This is a genomic window from Sporosarcina sp. Marseille-Q4063 (genome assembly GCF_018309085.1).
GTDB lineage: Bacteria > Bacillota > Bacilli > Bacillales_A > Planococcaceae > Sporosarcina.
Genome location: NZ_CP070502.1, coordinates 3,608,196 through 3,625,476 on the forward strand (window position 1 = coordinate 3,608,196; position 17,281 = coordinate 3,625,476).

Below are 17,281 nucleotides of genomic sequence, written 5' to 3' on the forward strand. Positions count from 1 at the left end.
TTTGCAAGTTCTAATAATTATAAACTAAATTTAGGCATTAAGCAAGACTGTGCTTTTGTCCTTGTCTAGCTCCAAGCGCCAGCCCCTCGGGTCATAAGCAATCCAGCAAAGAAGAATTGAACTGCATTCTTCTCGGGAAAGGACTCCACGTCGCTGGATTGCTTATGCCTGTCGGGGCTAAACGGGCGCCTTACGCTTTTGTTCTTTAGCACTTTCATTTATGTCGTCTTATTGCTAAAATGGGAGAATAAGATAGGATGGTGTCGAAATGAAATTAATAAAATGGGCGACGGCATTTGTATTTGCTGTAGGAATTGCGATTCCGTCTGTTGTACATGCCGCAGAAAAAAGTAAAGTAGAAGATTTTTCAGAAATGACATATGGTTTTGAAGCTTATGATGAACAACTTGTTGCAACGTCCACATTGTTTCGATATGACTCGGGGCTCACATTTGACTATCCAGACGCAATTCGCGGAGTTTATGTAACTGGACATTCAGCTGGCGGGGCAAGATTTGAAACTCTAGTTAATTTAATGGAGACTACAGATTTAAATGCGATGGTTATTGATATTAAAGATGATTTTGGCAACATTACATATGTTCCAGCGGATGACTCGCCGTTGAAAGATTTGGACATAGGAAAACCTTATATTAAAAATCCGCGTGCGATGTTAGAAGAGATGGAAGAGAAGAAAATCTATCCAATCGGGCGAATTGTAGTATTTAAAGATAGCGTATTAGCAGAAAAGCGACCGGATTTATCATTTGTCGAGAATGGAAAGGTTTGGAAAAATGGTCGTAAAGAAGCGTTTGTGAATCCCTTTATGAAAGAAGTTTGGGATCATAATATTGAAATCGCGATAGAAGCGGCAAAAATGGGATTCCAAGAAATTCAATTTGATTATGTCCGTTTTCCTGAAGGTTTTGAAAAACGCCACGAATCACTAGAATATGTATTCGAAGATTACGAGGAATCTGACCTTGATCCTGTTCAACGGCGTGTAGAAGCGGTAACAGATTTCGTTGCCTATGCTCGCGAAAAGTTGAAGCCTTATGGTGTTAAAGTTTCTGTGGACATATTCGGTTATGCTGCAACACTTTCGGAAGCTCCTGGAATAGGTCAAAACTTCTCGAAAATATCTGAAAACGTAGATGTTATTTCATCGATGATTTACCCAAGTCATTGGACATCGTACTTTGGCGTCGCAAAACCGGATACTGAACCATATAAAATAGTTTCTGAATATGCAAAGGTAGAAAATAAAGTTCTTGACGCACTTGAAAACAGACCAGTTTCTAGGCCGTGGATTCAAGATTTTAGCGCACCGTGGCTTGGCGCAGGAAATTACTTGAATTACGGCAAAAAGGAAGTAGAAGCGCAAATAAAAGCATTAAAAGATAATGGAATAGATGAATACTTGCTCTGGAATGCTGGGAATCGCTATACACCGGGCGTCGACTATAAACAGTAAATGAAAAAAGGGAAGCACATCGCTGTGTTTCCCTTTTTTATGAAACTTTTTCAGGATTCATACGTATTAATAAGTGGACTGTATACATTTTCAATGAGATTAAGCTAAATGAGAAAATAAAATTTTGAAAAACATATGTTTATTTGTTCCGAGTGGTGGGTATACCATTATATAAGAATCAAAAAGCATCTACAAGTCATGATAAACCTCATTATATTGCGGAATTGTGACAAATTGTTTATGAAATGCAAGTAATTTTGAAAAAGTGTTTAATTCATTAATAAAGTTGTGTATAATAATAGGTAGGAGTTTAGTTTAAAATAATTCTAATTTAGTTTCATTTTAAATAAGTGCAAATAGAACGAGCCGATTTGAAAGGAAGGGTTTGCGTATGATGGTCACATTATTCACTTCACCAAGCTGTACGTCATGCAGAAAAGCAAAAGCATGGTTGGAGGAACATGAAATTCCGTATACAGAACGAAACATCTTTTCAGAGCCTTTGAATATCGATGAGATAAAAGAAATTCTTCGTATGACAGAAGATGGTACTGATGAAATTATCTCAACTAGATCGAAAATTTATCAGAAACTTAATGTCGATGTGGAAAGTCTTCCATTACAACGACTTTACGAATTAATTCAAGAACATCCTGGTCTATTAAGACGACCAATCATTCTTGATGAAAAAAGGCTACAAGTAGGATATAATGAAGATGAAATCCGTCGTTTCCTACCTAGAAAAGTAAGGGCCTATCAGCTGCTTGAAGCGCGGCGCATGGTCAACTAAGTGAAAGTTGTTAAAAGCTGATAGGGGGACATTGAAAAATGCCGTTCACCTATCAGCTTTTGTCTTTCCCTTGCTTTCCCGACGGATGTTAATTACAATGGCTTCTACTATCAAAAAGTATTGATCTGTGGTTAAACCCTTACAAAACATGCCGCATGGTCATATAATAAATATAAGCATTGTAGGATCATTTCATTCTTTGACAGGGAATCGTTACAAAACCTATTTTTTTAGGGAGGGGGAGATAAAGATGGAAATAGAACGGATAAATGAAAATACTGTTAAATTTTTTCTTTCATATATGGATATCGAAGAACGTGGATTTACCCGTGAAGAGGTATGGTATAATCGGGAGAAAAGCGAAGAACTTTTCTGGGATATGATGGATGAAATTAATGATGAAGCTGAATTTGAAGCGGAAGGCCCGTTATGGATTCAAGTTCATGCGAAGAAAAATGGTATCGAAGTGACAGTTACACGTGCTAATACGGCCGATGGTCAAGTTAGTGAATCCCCGTTTGGTTCAGATGACGAGCATGATGTATTTCACGATATCGAAGGAAGAAGCTTCCAGTCGATGGAGGACATATTAAATGCTACGGAAAATAACGTGGAATGGATGGAAAACACGTTTGAATTTAATGAGTTCGAAAATGTTATTCAACTTGCCAATCGGATGCGTCACTATGAAGCGAAGACTTCACTCTACTTTTATAACAATAAATATTATCTAAATGTTGTTTATGATTCGGAACAGATGGATGATAAAGAAAAAACAAATATGTTTAGCGTACTATCTGAATTCGGCGTTCCTACGAAGACAACAATCCATCTTCTAGAAGAGTATGGAGATATAATTGTTGAATCTGATGTTTTTACGGAAATAGAAAAGTTTTTTTGAACCATAATTAAAGAGGTTTGACGCAGCAACTTATAAAAGGTTGTTGCTTTTTTTTGCATTATTTCTACTATGCACTTGCATATTAGAAGGAGATTTTATAAAATTATGAAAAGGAGCGTGATAATTATATTAACCGCAAAAGATGAAGCCGGAACAATTGTTTTCCTTTCATCCGAAATGAAAAGAGAACACTTAAGAGAATGGCGTAATTCGACATTGTTTTATTGTCCCGGGTGCAATGATACAGTGCAGTTAAAAGTGGGCGACGTAGTTATTCCGCATTTTGCCCATAAGAAAGATAAGTCGTGTTCAGCCTCTTTTTCAGAAGGAGAATCGAAAGAACATCTTCTAGGGAAACAAGATCTTTACAGTTTTTTTAAAAGAACTGGCGTGGAAGTTAAACTAGAACCTTATTTCAATGCTTTAGCGCAACGACCAGATCTTCTTGTAACAATTGGAACTGAGCAAATCCCAATCGAGTTTCAATGCAGCAACATACCAATAAGACTAATTAAGTCGAGAACAGCTGGATATAAAAAAGCAGGTATGGCTCCGATCTGGATCTTGCACACGCCCAAAAAAATAATGGCACTCCCCCAAGGTGTCGGCATATTTCAGCTTTCTGAGTTCGAAAAAAGTTTTTTAACTGAAACACCTCCCAAAGGTATTATTTTCCTCACATATAACCCTCAATTCAAACGTTTTCATTATTACAGCTGTCTTCTTCATATAGCGGGTAGACGATATATTGGTTTACATCGGACGCTGCCTATTTCAAAGCAAATCTTTCCATTCGCTACACCGAAAAATCCTACTGACAATGAACTTCAAAGTTATGCAACCCTTTTTTTATCAGCACGTAAAAAGTTTCTGCGAAATCGGATTTTGCATAATCGCAGGGGAGTGAATGATCCATTTCTTCGCGGTTGCTATGAACTAAGAATTCTTCCGTCCGAACTCCCGTTGTGGATTGGAATTCCCGTGTCCTATTTGAATCCATTTCGGGAACATCCTTGCGAATGGCAATTAGCATTCATGCATTATTTGCATAAAAAGCATTTAACCGTTCAAAATATAAGTGCAGATAGTCTATATGATTTTGCCCGAAAGTTTGTTGGCTCAACTGATAATCAATTAAAAGCATGTATTAAATATCGTGATTTTTTACTGTCGTTGAATATTAAATCGATTGATAACATAGGAAACTTTGAAGAAGAGCAATTTATAGAAAAACTTTCGCACAAATTCCTTGCAAAATGAAATGAATATTGAGAAAATGAAAGTTGTTCGTTACTCGAAGTAACGATTAAAGGGGGAAGAATTATGACGAATGATACAAAGAATAAAGTGTTAACTCGCGATGAAGTAAAGGTTGAAGAAACATGGCGTATAGAAGATATTTTTGCGACTGATGATGCGTGGGAGCAAGAATATAAAGAAGTTGACGCATTATCCAACGAAGCTGAGTCCTATAAAGGAAAACTTGAGGACGGAGCGGATGCGTTATTTGAAGCCTTAAAATACCGTGATGGACTCTCTGAAAGATTGCGTCGTTTATATGTGTATTCCCATTTAAAATCGGACCAAGATACGACCAATAGTTTTTATCAAGCAATGGATGGTCGAATTAAAACTCTTTTTGTAAAAATATCGACAGCATTATCCTATTTTCTTCCGGAGCTGTTATCAATTGATGAGGAAAAACTTAATGCTTGGGTAGAAGAACATGAAGGTCTTCGTTTGTACAAGCAGGAATTTGAAGAAGTAAATAAGCAACGTCCACATGTATTACCAGCTGAACAAGAAGCACTTCTGGCGCAGCTCTCAGAAGTTACAGGTAAATCAGCCGAGACGTTTAGCATGTTAAATAATGCGGATCTTGAATTTCCTAAAGTGAAAAATGACGACGGCGAGGAAGTTGAATTATCGCACGGCCGATATATCGGATTCCTAGAAAGCGATAATCCAAGTGTTCGCGAAGAAGCATTTAAAGCGATGTATTCGACTTATGATAAGTTTTCAAATACGTTTGCCTCAACACTTTCCGGAAATATTAAACGGGATAATGTGAATGCGCGCATTCGAAACTATTCAAATGCACGAGAAGCTGCGATGTCGAATAATCACATACCAGAGCAGGTATACGATAACCTTGTAAAAACGATTAATGATAATGTTCATTTATTACAAAGATATGTAGCGCTTCGTAAAAAGGTTTTCGAACTAGATGAGCTTCATATGTGGGATTTGTTTGCGCCGCTAGTAAAAGATGTAGACATTAAATATTCATACGAAGAAGCTGCACAGACAATGCTAGAGAGCTTCCACCCATTAGGAGAGGAGTATACGTCCATTGTTAAAGAAGGCCTTGATAATCGTTGGGTAGATGTCAGAGAAAACGTTGGTAAACGTTCGGGTGCTTATTCTTCAGGGGCATATGGGACAAACCCATATATTTTAATGAACTGGCAGGACAATGTGAGCAATTTATTTACTTTGGCTCACGAATTCGGGCATAGTGTCCACAGTTATTACTCACGTAAACATCAACCATTCATCTATAGCGGTTATTCAATATTTGTCGCTGAAGTGGCGTCAACGGTAAACGAAGCGATTTTAAACGATCATTTATTGAAAACGACTGAAGATGAAAAACAACGCATTTATCTCTTGAATAATTGGTTAGAGGGTTTCCGCGGAACTGTTTTCCGTCAAACAATGTTTGCTGAGTTTGAACATTTAATTCATGATTTAGATCAGCAAGGTGTCGCATTGACAGCTGAAAAGCTTACAGAAGAGTATTACTTATTGAATAAAAAATACTTTGGTGATGATTTAATTGTCGATGAGGAAATTGGCATCGAGTGGGCTAGAATTCCACATTTCTATTACAATTATTATGTTTATCAATACGCAACGGGCTATAGCGCGGCAGTTTCATTAAGTAATCAAATATTGACAGAAGGTGAGCCTGCTGTTGAACGTTATATTAACAACTTCCTGAAAGCAGGTTCTTCCGACTATCCAATTGAAGTGCTCAAAAAAGCTGGAGTCGACATGACAAGCTCAGCGCCAATCGAAGAAGCATGTCGCGTTTTTGAAGAAAAATTAAACGAACTTGAATCACTACTCTTAAAATAAGTTGAACATCCAGAAGAAATCCATTTCATTTATTGAAGTGGATTTCTTCAATTTTATGTCGGATTTAAAGGCCATTTGTGACAATCCTGTTAAATTGATTGTGAAATGTTGATGTATCTATTATTTCATGATAAGGTAAGGATGTGAAATAAATCACATATCAAACATACACCCCTTTTGTTTGAACGTGAACATTTCTCCCATTCCCTTTTATAAAAGAGCATCCACTCCCCCCCAGGTGTGGATGCTCTTTTCGTATATGCAGAATAATTTAATGCAAAAAGAGCTAACCGATTAGAAATCGGTTAGCTCTTTCTATTAATTACATTTTTTTCGCCATAAGGTTATGTCATTAAATGCTATGCGTTCTACATGTTGTTGCAAAAGACGCTTTTTTAACTCGCGTTCCGCGGACTTCTCGGTGATGCCGTAAATACTGGCAATTTCCGTTGTCGTCAGTGTATCAAATCGACTAAATAGGTTCTCAAGCGGCGGTGGACAATCCGGTATGATCGTTTGACCAATAAGCTCCTCGAGAATTTGAACGTATATTTCGTATTCATATACGCCGCTAACTTTCAATCCCTCATCTTCGATATTGGAATTGAAAAATACAAAGGTAGGGGATTGATCAACTTCCATTTCTTGAGCCATAAAAAAATCAATTTGCAATGATCGATGCACATTTTTGGAAGTGAAATCGCGTATGAATTCATTCACGTCTAAATGAAGTAATTCGGCAATTTCAACAAGTACTGAAAATGATGTGACATTTCTCGATTTTAAATACGAGTACTCAAATAACTTTGATATGAAACGTTGTCCAGCTCTTTTTCCTTGAAATTCTGCAGCTTTAATTGCAATTGATGGAAATGATGGATGTGATTTCTCACAAGTTTCATAGGAACTATCATCAATCGTACAAGGTAAATTCAACGTCGGTAGAGATGTGCGTAAAATAACTCTTAATGTAAAATACTTTTCATAGGCAACTTGTAATTTACGTAGTATCGGCTGAAGTCCCCAGCACTCACTGCATGTCGGATCGATAAAAACATATAATTCAATCGGTCTTGTCAATAGGGATGGATTCAACGGGTTTTCCATCATAGTACGCGAAATCACGAATTGCCCCCCTTATTCACCATGTGTCTAGCAGTTAAAGCTAGACGCTTATAATAGAAATCACGTAATTGTCCTTCGAGTCCGACTTCGTCCATTGCCTCAGACATACAAGCCAACCAGGCTTCCGCACGTAAAGGAGTAATCGGAAAAGGATTATGGCGTGCTTTCATCATTGGATGTCCATGTTCTTCACTATATAAATTAGGTCCGCCTAAATATTGAGTTTGAAATTGTTTTTGTTTTCGAGCAGTTTCCGTTAAGTCATCCGGGAAAATAGAGTGTAAATCAGGATGAACGGCCACTTTTTCATAAAATAAATCGATAAGCTCAGATAATTTTTCTTCGCCAATCATTTCGTATGGAATCAAAGGTTTACGGGTCATTTTTGATTTATCTCCTTTGCTCTAACTGTATTGATATTCTACCAACGGTTGGCGACTTTCACAAATGAACCGCTCTTTATAGAAGTAAATGGTATAGTAGGTTCTCGGTTAAAATCATGTATTTCGAACTGCAAGACTGCGCGCCATATGATAGACTAAACGTATTGAATGATGAAGGGAAGATTTTTTTATGCGTACTGAAATTCATATTAATAGTGGGACTCAAAACGGTCCAATCATAACCTTTCCGATAGGCGAAAAATTAAATACAAAAATTTTAATTCCTTCAGGGAAAATGATAACAGATTCGGAGAAAATGACGTTTGTTTACTTGCTTGATGAAGAAGAAGAATACGGTCAGCTTCATTTTGAACAGGCAGTGTGGCCGTTATTAGTCGATTCATTAAAGTTGAATACAAACCCAGTCGTAACCTTTGATGAAAACGCTGTTTCTTTAAATGGCTTTATCGAAGAGTTGACCATGTTGATTTATAATATTGAAGGTAATAATAATTACGGGGAAGCTTTTTCCACGGCAGTTGAATCAGCATTTGAAGAAATATTGAAAAGTACTATATAAAGCGGGGGAGGAACCTGAAATGCCGCAGTGGAATAAATTTCTAGAACCATACAAACAAGCTGTCGATGAATTGAAGGTTAAGCTTAAAGGGATTCGTTCACAATACGAGTTAGAAGATGTCCATACACCTGTAGAGTTTGTAACTGGCAGAGTGAAACCACGTGCGAGTATTTATGACAAAACCCTTGAAAAAGGAATTCCATTTGAACCTTCTGATGAATTGGCAACTGAACTTCCCGATATTGCCGGCTTACGAATCATGTGTCAATTTGTTGGCGATATTCAATCAGTTGTTGAAATTTTACGCCAACGAAATGATCTCGAAGTAATTGAGGAACGCGATTATATTTCAAATAAAAAGGCGAGTGGATATCGCTCATACCATGTCATCATTAATTATCCCGTTCAAACGATTCAAGGGGAGAAAACAATTTTAGCTGAAATCCAAATTCGGACATTAGCAATGAATTTTTGGGCTTCAATCGAGCATTCATTAAATTATAAATATGAAAGCGCGCTTCCTGAACAAATTAGCATTCGATTGGAACGCGCGGCGGAGGCTGCCTTTCGGTTAGACGAAGAAATGACACTTATTCGGGATGAAATTCAAGATGCGCAACAATATTTTAGTACATATAAAGAAGATCCAACCAGGGGTTTCAACGATCAAGATCAGAATGAGAGGCGAAAAAAATGAAGTTTTCAATACAATCGAGAAATGACGAATTATCAAATCGTCTATTACTTGAAGCGAAGGATTATTTACTAGGTTTTGGCCTCGTTTTTGATGAAGAAAAGCCTGATATTGTTTTATCGATTGGCGGCGATGGGACCTTGCTCCATGCTTTCCATAAATACAGTTATCGTTTAAAGGAGACTGCTTTCGTCGGGATACACACCGGCCATTTGGGGTTTTATGCTGATTGGAAGCCATCTGAAATTGAAAAGCTGGTTATTAGCATAGCCAGAAAAGAATTTGATGTGATTGAATATCCCCTATTGGACGTAACGATTAATTATCAAGGTGAAAGAGAAAGTTTACATTACTTAGCCCTTAACGAATCATCAGTAAAATCGCCGGATGTTACATTAGTGATGGATGTATTATTGAATGATAAACATTTTGAACGTTTCCGGGGAGACGGCTTATGTATGTCGACGCCGTCTGGATCGACTGCATATAGTAAATCTAACGGCGGAGCATTGGTTCACCCGTCTCTACCTTCGATGCAGCTAACAGAAATGGCTTCTATTAACAACCGTGTATTCCGTACTGTTGGCTCTCCGCTTGTATTGCCGGATCATCATAAATGTGTATTGAAACCCGTAAATGGACCTGATTTCATGGTAACTGTGGATCATTTGCAATTACTCCATGAAGACGTCAAGTCAATCGAATATGAAGTTTCATCGGAAAGAGTTCGCTTTGCCAGATTCCGACCATTTCCATTTTGGAAACGCGTGAAGGACTCCTTTATTGATAACAGTGGTTAAGAATGTTGATTCGAGATTTCATCTGTCGTTTAACGTGAATAAGGACAGGGTTCAACTACGTGATTTTTTAGGTGCCAGGGAAATATCGAAGCGAACGTTAACAGCGGTCAAATATAATGGCGGACTGCTTTTGGTAAATGGCATTGAAAGAGACGTGCGACATTTCCTATACAAGGAAGATAGGGTCGACGTATATTTTCCACCTGAAGAAACAAGCGCCGGGCTAAAGGCTGAAGAGGGTAACTTGTCGGTTGTATTTGAAGATGATTTTTTATTAATTCTTGATAAACCTGCGCGCCAAAGTACAATTCCGTCTTTTAATCATCGTTCGGGAACAATCGCCAACTTTGTTGCAGGAAAATTCTTAAATGAGCAAATTCCTTCAACCGTTCATATTGTAACGAGATTGGATCATAATACATCAGGCTTAGTTTGCATTGCGAAAAATAGACATATTCATCATTTGCTCGGCAAGCAGGTTAGTAACTCAACCTTTAAACGAAGTTATACAGCCATTGTGGAAGGCCACTTTTTCCCTGATCAAATGCTGATTAATGAAGCGATAGGACGAAAAGATGGCAGTATAATTGAAAGAGTTGTTCGTGGTGATGGACAAGAGGCTCGCACAGAAGTCAATGTCATTGAAAGGTTCGTGAAAAACCGACAAAAACTAACAAAAGTTGCACTGAAACTACATACGGGTAGAACGCATCAAATTAGGGTACATATGAAATGGGCCGGTCATCCGATCCTTGGGGACGACTTGTACGGAGGCAGTCGAAGATTAATATCACGGCAAGCACTGCATTGTGAAACACTACAGTTTAATCATCCCATTTCAAACGAGCCTTTAACTTTCAAAGCCGCCCTTCCGCTTGATATAAAAAGAATTCTTAGTCATACCCGGTAAATCGATCAGCTATAAATGGCAGGGAAGATGGAATAGTCACTATTTCTTTTTCCGGGTAACGGATAGCTGTTAGTTGACCGCCAAAAACGCAACCGGTGTCAATATTCACCGTATTATGAATGAAACGTGCCTCTTTAACAGGCGTGTGGCCATAAACGATAAATGATTGACCATGATAATGTTTAGCCCAATCTCTGCGAACGGGGCGGCCATTAGGATGGATTTCACCTGTTGTATCACCGTATAAAACAAAAGAACGAATCTTTTTCCTGTTAGTCGATTCGAGAAGATTTTCGCGAATACCTGCATGTGCGACGATGAGTTTTTTATTGTCGAGGGTATGATATAAAGGTAAAGCCTCATAAAATTCGATATAACGCTTTAAAAAATATTGACGCTTCTTAGCTGAGAGTTGATCAAGTTCAGCGACTGTCGTTTCTATTCCGTGCTGAAGCTGTACTGGGTTCCCCTTGGCGTAACGGTAGAACTTGTTACAGTGATTTCCTGGGGAATAAATAAGCTTTCTTGCATCTTGAAGTCGAAACATGAAGTTTAGTGTCTTTACTGAATCAGGTCCTCGGTCCATAGCATCGCCGACAAAGGCTAATTGACGTCCTTCCCGATGAATGGGGATGTCATTTTCCATTGTATAACCGAGCTTGAAAATTAATTGTAAAAGCTCATCGAAGCAACCATGTATATCACCAATAATATCGTACCGATTCATAATTTTTCATCCTTTTTTAATTTATCAAGTAAATTTATCCCGCATTAACGGCAGTAAAATCCTCACTTTATTTGTACAAGAAAACAAGGCGAATAGGTGGAGGATTAACTGCCCTAAAGTTCGGAGGAATAAAGTTCATTCCTCCCTAAAGCCCGATTGGTAAAACTAACAATCAGTTAGGAAGAATTGAACTACATTCTTCTTTCGTGGATAAGAAAAACCTCCACTGATTGAAGATTAACTTTATTATACCCAGAAGTAACGCGTTTATTGAAAGGAAGGTGCGGCAATGGTTGGAAAAATCGAGAACGAAGAAGAAGTTATTTACGATGAGGAAAAACTGATTGAAGCCCTGGAAAACAAAGATATTGAATCATTTCGTTCTGGTTTCCTAGTGCTCCACCCTTATGACCGAGCAACGTTTTACAAAAAAGTGGATACAGAAGTAAGGAAAATAATTTATTATTATTTATCTCCAAAAGAACTTGCGGAGATTTTTGAGTTAAGTGAAATTGATGATGAAGATTATAAAAAGTTCCTTTCAGAGATGGACACGACGTATGCCGCTGACATGTTTTCTCATATGTTTGTGGATAACGCGGTAGATGTCTTAAACGAACTTGATAAAGCACAAGTCGTCAGCTACTTAACATTGATGAACCAAGAAGCAGCAAACGAAATTAAGGCTCTATTGCATTATGAAGAATATACAGCCGGTTCAATAATGACGACAGAATACGTGGTGATTCCGCAAAATTCGACTGTAAGGTCAGCGATGACAATTTTACGGAATGCAGCGCCTGACGCTGAAACAATCTATTACATATTTGTGGTGGATGAAAGTGAAAAACTAACAGGCGTTGTTTCACTTCGTGATTTAATCATCGCGCATGAGGACACTTTCATTCATACGATTATGAATGATCGAGTCGTCAGTGTACTTGTTAGCGAAGATCAGGAAGATGTTGCTCGTATGATTAAGGATTATAATTTTCTTGCGGTGCCTGTCGTTGACTTCCAACAACATTTACTCGGGATTATTACAGTCGATGATATTCTAGACGTGCTCGAGGAAGAAGCATCTGATGACTACTCCAAACTTGCAGCCGTTTCGGATATGAGTACATTTGATAAAAACTCATTATCAGCAGCAAAAAAGAGGCTTCCTTGGCTTATTATATTATTAGTCCTCGGAATGCTAACCGCTAATTTAATAGGTGCATTTGAAGCGACGATTGAAAAAGTTGCCCTCTTGGCAGCGTTCATCCCTTTGATTGCCGGAACTGCGGGTAATAGTGGCACACAAGCACTTGCGGTAGCAGTACGCGGGATTGCAACGCGCGATATCGAAGATGAAAGCAAGTTTAAATTATTACTAAGAGAAGCTGGTACTGGACTGATGACGGGAATTGTTTGTGCCGTTTTTGTTGTCGGGCTAGTCTATATTTGGAAGCAGGAATTCCTTCTGGGACTGCTTGTCGGCGCCGCTATTTTCGTATCTATTTTCGTCGCAACAATTTCAGGTTCATTCATTCCGTTGTTCATGCACAAAATGAAGATTGATCCTGCTGTTGCATCGGGTCCATTCATTACAACATTGAATGATCTATTGAGTACACTTATTTATCTTGGGTTGGCAACTACATTTATTGCTGATTTATAAATCATTTCCGTCGAAGAACATCAAAAATAGGTAGCGCATATACTAAGTTCAAAAAGGATGTGCGCATTATTTATAAAAATGAACCTTTATTATTCGTTCACGGGCCGCCGATTTACATTCGGGTTGCCACCACGGATGAGGAAAGCACATCAGTATTTGTGCTGAATGAGGAAGAGACCGAAGAATTTATTGAGGGAGAAGAGGAAGTCCAGGAGACAACTCGGACGAATTCAGAAGTTTTTAACAAGATTACTAGCCTTGGAAGTCCATTCCAACGGCAAGTGTACAAACCGCTTCAATTTGTATTCGAAAATGAAGTACTAAAAGGTGTTATCAATAGAATCGATGGTGAAACGCTTTTTATTGAACTTGTAGATGAGGAAGATTTAATTGTCGCGGTAGATATTAATACAATCAAAGATGTTTTATGGCGCGGGAAACCATTTCAAGAAAAATAAAAAAAGGCCGTTCGGAGAAATCCGTTCGGTCTTTTTTTGTACATAAATCAAATGACTGCCCGATTGAGTTTACCAATCGGACAGCCTGAGCATTGCAGGTTTACCTATTAATCTCTGTCACAGTCGATGAATACGTCTTTAATACATTGGACTCCACAGAAGCATTTTAAATCAACTGTAATACAAGAGTCAGTTGCTTCAAATTCTTCAACATCACATAATTTGTCAAAGTCTATTTTCCCGTTTTTCAAAATATCTACTCGTCTTCCGTCTTCATCACGAGGCTCAAGTACTTGTAATGTCGCACAGCAGTTGTCGAAAACATTCTGTACCCGGAAAAAGACTGAGAAACAGTTATCCCGATCTCGATGCTTATCTCTTCCATGGTCAGATCCTATGCCCTCTCTGCTGCCATCTTTGCCGTGGTCTCGGTCTCTTCTTCTTCTTCTTTGACGTTTAAACATAGCTTTGAACGGATCACCATCATCTGTTAATAGCATGAAGACTCGTGTGTTAATACGACCGCGTGTCGGACTAACAAGACCGCCAAGTGGTGATATGAAACAGTCCGTTATGCAATCATCACAATCATCATCATCCCGAACACCTTGTATTCGTTTAATAGCGCGAACTACTTCACAAATACAGTTGTCGTGATGTCGGACTCCTCTAACATCATCTTCTCTTCCACATCCCATTAATTCCACCTCCTTTTATCAGTTCTATATACTTTATGCGAAACGGATTGTTGCGACAGGGCAGACGACTATATTTGAATAAAATGAGTCGATTTTTGGCATGCTATTATAAGAGGAGGCGAAGTCGTATCCGTAAATTAGTTTATTTCTTGCTACTACTACTAGTTCTAGCAGGTTGTGTCCAAATAGAAAATGGCGTGCATATTCAAAATGACACGAATGAAGACGTTGAAAAAGCAGAAAAAGTATTTGAAGATGATGATCGATTACTAAGTGCTATCGCTATTTTTCATGAAAAGGAAATCCTTTCGGGTGTCACGGTTAAAACATTTTCTAGATTTCATAAAGCAAAAATCGAAAAAGAGTTAACAAAAAAACTAGAGAAACTTTACGAAGACTTTGAAGTCACGGTATCAGCGGACAGTAAAATTATTCAAGAAACAAAAAAGCTTATGGAACAAGAAGATAAAGATAAGCTTCCTAAAAAGATCAAAGAATTGAAAACCTTATCGGAGGAGGAGACATGATGGATGAAAAGAAATACGCCGAGTTAGAGAGTAAAATATCACCGAAACCTCCGCTGGCACGAAATTTATTTACTGCATTTATAACAGGTGGAACGATTTGTTTAATCGGACAAGGTATTTCAGTATTTTATATGACGTTTTTTGATTTCACTGAACGAACTGCAAGCAATCCGACAGTTGCGACGTTGATTTTTATAGCAATGCTGTTAACTGGGTTTGGACAGTATCGAAAAATTGCTCAATTTGGAGGGGCTGGGTCAGCAGTCCCGATTACCGGATTCGGGAATGCTGTAATTTCTGCTGCGATTGAACATAGAAGTGAGGGGTATGTTCTTGGGGTCGGCGGGAATATGTTTAAACTTGCCGGATCGGTTATTTTATTTGGAGTTGCTTCTGCATTTATTGTGGCACTCATAAAAACAATTCTAGTAAAGTTTGGTGTGGTCTCATGGTAGTGAAAGGACTTTTGAAATTCAGAACAAACCCAACGATTGCCGCCACGGGTGTAGTCGTTGGACCACTCGAGAAAAAAAGTCCTTTTGTTTCAGTGTTTGATAAAGTATTAGACGATGAACGAAGCGGACAGCCGACAAATGAAAAAGGACACGCAAAGTTAGTAGAAGATGCTTGCATGATTGCATTGAGTAAAGCTGGTTTTGTGCCCGACGATGCAGATTTTCTATTAATTGGAGATTTGGTAAATCAGATGACACCTTCGAATTTTTGTGCATCCGAGTTGCAAATACCTTATGTCGGAATGTTTTCCGCATGCGCAACTTCGATTTCATCGCTTTTGACAGCCGCATTATTAACAGAATCAGGGATGTCTGCATGTTCAATTGCTGGAGCCAGCAGTCAGCATAATGCTGTTGAGCGGCAATTTCGATATCCTGTGGAATACGGCGCTCAAAAACCAGCAACAGCCCAGTGGACAGTGACCGCCGCGGGTGTTGCAGCGGTTACTCCGAATCGGACAGGTTTTCCCGCAATTGTTAGCGGAACGATAGGACGTGTCATTGACCTCGGGATGAAGGATCCATTTAATATGGGGGCCGCTATGGCACCTGCGGCAGCGGATACATTGGAACGTCATTTAAATGGCCATGGGAGAAAAGCCAAGCATTACGATGCCATTATAACCGGTGACTTGGGGAAAATCGGATTTGAAATTTATCAAAAGTTAATTGATAAAAAGAAAATCGAAACGACAAATAATTTACGCGATGCAGGAGCGGAGTTTTACGGAGATGATGCTGATTTTCAAGCCGGTGCAAGTGGAACTGGATGTTCTGCTGCAATTTATTTTTCAGATGTCTATGAAAAGATGATGCAAGGGAATTATAAGCGCGTACTTTTGATTGCCACTGGTTCATTATTATCGCCTTTATCGTTTCAACAAGGAGATACAATTCCGTGCATTGCGCATGCGGTTGAATTAGAAATGAAATGAGTGAATGATATGTTGTCTATATTTATTACCGCATTTGTAGTCGGAGGTCTAATTTGTGTAATCGGTCAATTATTATTTGATGTAGCAAATTTAACACCCGCACATACACTTTGCATAATGGTTGTAGCCGGCTCTATTCTCGATGGGGTGGGATGGTATGAACCTCTGATCGACTTCGCAGGTGCTGGTGCCACTGTTCCCATAACATCATTTGGGAATGCACTAACCCACGGAGCAATGGCTGAAGCGGAAAAGCATGGATTTGTCGGCGTCCTTACGGGTATGTTTGAAGTCACGAGTTCAGGTATAAGTGCAGCAATTTTATTTGGCTTTATCGCAGCGGTTATTTTCAGACCAAAAGGCAAGGTGTAATCTGTTTTAGAAATGAGTGTTGATTTCGATTTTCCCAATTAAATATTCTGTGCACTTGCCCCGTACCTCTCTTATTCCCCGCATACACTATGTAGAAGGGAAGGAGGGGTTTTTATGTTTGGATGCAATCCTTACGGAGGCGGCTACGGTGTAGGCGGCTATGGTGGGGAATGTGGACGCGGAAGAGGATCGTATGGCGGTTCAACATTCGTTCTCATCGTCGTTCTCTTCATTCTACTCATCATTGTCGGCAGTAGCTTTGTATAAGAAAGGGGAATAGCGGATGAATGATTCATTTTTCCGGAAAATCGAATCAAAGACAGGGGTTCCGATGGAAGAAGTATTTGCGTTAGCGAATGCAATCCAGTATGCAGATTTCAGCGATGAGCGACAAGTAAGAAAAATTATTCGAAACGTCGGTAAGCTCGCGAATAAACAAGTGTCACCGCATATGGAAGATGAACTTGTCAAATCAATAGTGAATGACGGAAAAGCAGTTAATTTTTCTGATATCGAGAAAATGCTCGGTAGATAGTCCGTCCTGATCGCAGGATTTACACTAAATAAAAAAATAGCTGAAAATCATCT

At 38.7% G+C, this 17,281-nt stretch carries 21 protein-coding genes; 17 read left to right on the forward strand and 4 right to left on the reverse strand.

Going from position 1 to position 17,281, the window contains the following annotated elements:
• Positions 1-268 precede the first annotated feature (268 nt).
• From JSQ81_RS18105 to pepF, 5 genes are all read left to right on the forward strand, one after another.
• Positions 269-1,474 (forward strand): putative glycoside hydrolase, encoded by a 1,206-nt coding sequence (locus JSQ81_RS18105; protein ID WP_212605384.1) that lies wholly within the window; start codon positions 269-271, stop codon positions 1,472-1,474.
• A gap of 394 nt (positions 1,475-1,868) precedes the next feature.
• Positions 1,869-2,264, forward strand: a complete 396-nt coding sequence (gene spxA / locus JSQ81_RS18110) for a transcriptional regulator SpxA (protein ID WP_166739594.1) — start codon at positions 1,869-1,871, stop codon at positions 2,262-2,264.
• Between the two features lie 250 nt (positions 2,265-2,514).
• Positions 2,515-3,165, forward strand: a complete 651-nt coding sequence (mecA, locus tag JSQ81_RS18115) for an adaptor protein MecA (RefSeq protein WP_212605385.1) — start codon at positions 2,515-2,517, stop codon at positions 3,163-3,165.
• Between the two features lie 105 nt (positions 3,166-3,270).
• Positions 3,271-4,425: a competence protein CoiA gene (locus tag JSQ81_RS18120; RefSeq protein ID WP_212605386.1), complete on the forward strand. Its 1,155-nt coding sequence runs from the start codon at positions 3,271-3,273 to the stop codon at positions 4,423-4,425.
• Positions 4,426-4,488: 63 nt separating this feature from the next.
• Entirely contained in the window at positions 4,489-6,306 is a 1,818-nt protein-coding gene (gene pepF, locus JSQ81_RS18125) for an oligoendopeptidase F (protein ID WP_212605387.1), read from the forward strand.
• A gap of 318 nt (positions 6,307-6,624) precedes the next feature.
• On the opposite strand, the gene JSQ81_RS18130 is transcribed toward pepF, so the two are convergent.
• Entirely contained in the window at positions 6,625-7,431 is an 807-nt protein-coding gene (locus JSQ81_RS18130) for a DsbA family protein (protein ID WP_212605388.1), read from the reverse strand.
• The gene (locus JSQ81_RS18135) at positions 7,428-7,814 is read right to left on the reverse strand and encodes a globin domain-containing protein (RefSeq protein WP_212605389.1); all 387 of its coding nucleotides are present in this window, start codon (positions 7,812-7,814) and stop codon (positions 7,428-7,430) included. The genes JSQ81_RS18130 and JSQ81_RS18135 overlap by 4 nt, the downstream gene beginning before the upstream one ends.
• A gap of 190 nt (positions 7,815-8,004) precedes the next feature.
• Between JSQ81_RS18135 and JSQ81_RS18140 the strand changes: the two genes are divergently transcribed.
• Genes JSQ81_RS18140 through JSQ81_RS18155 form a run of 4 tightly spaced genes read left to right on the forward strand, consistent with a single transcriptional unit; the run spans position 8,005 to position 10,798 of the window.
• Positions 8,005-8,394, forward strand: coding sequence for a UPF0738 family protein (locus JSQ81_RS18140; RefSeq protein WP_212605390.1), 390 nt, complete (start codon positions 8,005-8,007; stop codon positions 8,392-8,394).
• Between the two features lie 19 nt (positions 8,395-8,413).
• A complete protein-coding gene (locus JSQ81_RS18145) occupies positions 8,414-9,091 on the forward strand; it encodes a GTP diphosphokinase (RefSeq protein ID WP_212605391.1) in 678 nt (225 codons plus the stop codon).
• Positions 9,088-9,888 carry an NAD kinase gene (locus JSQ81_RS18150; RefSeq protein ID WP_212605392.1) on the forward strand — a complete coding sequence of 267 codons (801 nt, stop codon included), beginning with the start codon at positions 9,088-9,090 and terminating at the stop codon, positions 9,886-9,888. Before JSQ81_RS18145 ends, JSQ81_RS18150 begins: the two co-directional genes overlap by 4 nt.
• Entirely contained in the window at positions 9,881-10,798 is a 918-nt protein-coding gene (locus tag JSQ81_RS18155) for an RluA family pseudouridine synthase (protein ID WP_305849492.1), read from the forward strand. Before JSQ81_RS18150 ends, JSQ81_RS18155 begins: the two co-directional genes overlap by 8 nt.
• On the opposite strand, the gene prpE is transcribed toward JSQ81_RS18155, so the two are convergent.
• On the reverse strand, positions 10,782-11,525 hold the full coding sequence (gene prpE / locus JSQ81_RS18160; RefSeq protein ID WP_212605394.1) for a bis(5'-nucleosyl)-tetraphosphatase PrpE: 744 nt from the start codon (positions 11,523-11,525) through the stop codon (positions 10,782-10,784). The genes JSQ81_RS18155 and prpE overlap by 17 nt on opposite strands.
• 289 nt (positions 11,526-11,814) lie before the next feature.
• On the opposite strand from prpE, the gene mgtE reads away from it, so the two are divergent.
• Entirely contained in the window at positions 11,815-13,188 is a 1,374-nt protein-coding gene (gene mgtE, locus JSQ81_RS18165; RefSeq protein ID WP_212605395.1) for a magnesium transporter, read from the forward strand.
• 59 nt (positions 13,189-13,247) lie between these two features.
• Positions 13,248-13,646, forward strand: a complete 399-nt coding sequence (locus JSQ81_RS18170; protein ID WP_212605396.1) for a hypothetical protein — start codon at positions 13,248-13,250, stop codon at positions 13,644-13,646.
• Between the two features lie 107 nt (positions 13,647-13,753).
• On the opposite strand, the gene JSQ81_RS18175 is transcribed toward JSQ81_RS18170, so the two are convergent.
• Complete coding sequence (locus JSQ81_RS18175) at positions 13,754-14,344, reverse strand: CotY/CotZ family spore coat protein (protein ID WP_212605397.1); 591 nt, start codon at positions 14,342-14,344, stop codon at positions 13,754-13,756.
• Positions 14,345-14,493: 149 nt separating this feature from the next.
• Between JSQ81_RS18175 and JSQ81_RS18180 the strand changes: the two genes are divergently transcribed.
• The 6 genes from JSQ81_RS18180 to JSQ81_RS18205 all read left to right on the forward strand — a co-directional run bounded on the left by JSQ81_RS18180 (position 14,494) and on the right by JSQ81_RS18205 (position 17,228).
• Positions 14,494-14,871, forward strand: coding sequence for a hypothetical protein (locus JSQ81_RS18180; RefSeq protein ID WP_212605398.1), 378 nt, complete (start codon positions 14,494-14,496; stop codon positions 14,869-14,871).
• Positions 14,871-15,326, forward strand: a complete 456-nt coding sequence (gene spoVAC / locus JSQ81_RS18185) for a stage V sporulation protein AC (RefSeq protein ID WP_212605399.1) — start codon at positions 14,871-14,873, stop codon at positions 15,324-15,326. The genes JSQ81_RS18180 and spoVAC overlap by 1 nt, the downstream gene beginning before the upstream one ends.
• Positions 15,320-16,321: a beta-ketoacyl-[acyl-carrier-protein] synthase family protein gene (locus JSQ81_RS18190; RefSeq protein ID WP_212605400.1), complete on the forward strand. Its 1,002-nt coding sequence runs from the start codon at positions 15,320-15,322 to the stop codon at positions 16,319-16,321. The genes spoVAC and JSQ81_RS18190 overlap by 7 nt, the downstream gene beginning before the upstream one ends.
• A gap of 9 nt (positions 16,322-16,330) precedes the next feature.
• Entirely contained in the window at positions 16,331-16,693 is a 363-nt protein-coding gene (spoVAE, locus tag JSQ81_RS18195) for a stage V sporulation protein AE (RefSeq protein WP_212605401.1), read from the forward strand.
• A 114-nt stretch (positions 16,694-16,807) separates the two neighbouring features.
• The gene (locus JSQ81_RS18200) at positions 16,808-16,960 is read left to right on the forward strand and encodes a YjcZ family sporulation protein (protein WP_210469584.1); all 153 of its coding nucleotides are present in this window, start codon (positions 16,808-16,810) and stop codon (positions 16,958-16,960) included.
• Between the two features lie 16 nt (positions 16,961-16,976).
• Positions 16,977-17,228 carry a stage VI sporulation protein F gene (locus tag JSQ81_RS18205; RefSeq protein WP_210469583.1) on the forward strand — a complete coding sequence of 84 codons (252 nt, stop codon included), beginning with the start codon at positions 16,977-16,979 and terminating at the stop codon, positions 17,226-17,228.
• Positions 17,229-17,281: the final 53 nt, after the last annotated feature.